Raw genomic sequence first — 253 nt, forward strand, 5'->3', positions numbered from 1 at the left:
TCGATCGATCTGCAGGAGCAGAAGCTGCGACCGCGGGACACCATCCAGGAGTTCTTCGTGCAGGATGACTGGAAGGCGACGCCGAGCCTGACGCTGAATCTCGGAGCGCGGTGGACGTTGCATCATCGTCGACGGAGAAGAACAACCAGGGCGCGGTGTTCAACCTGGCGACACAGCGGCTGGACTACCTGGGGCAGAACGGCTACCCCGACGCGGCGCGCGAGCTGCACTACACCAATGTGGCGCCACGCCT

Annotated in this window: 1 protein-coding gene; it reads left to right on the forward strand. The window is 64.0% G+C overall.

The window, feature by feature from the left end; all coding sequences use genetic code 11:
- Positions 1-57 precede the first annotated feature (57 nt).
- Positions 58-253: hypothetical protein (locus AC5IJH_RS18455; RefSeq protein WP_491904284.1), on the forward strand; the 196-nt coding region annotated here is incomplete at its 3' end.

The organism is Candidatus Dedyshia acidiphila (assembly GCF_051025295.1).
Classification (GTDB): Bacteria; Acidobacteriota; Terriglobia; order Terriglobales; family Acidobacteriaceae; genus KBS-83.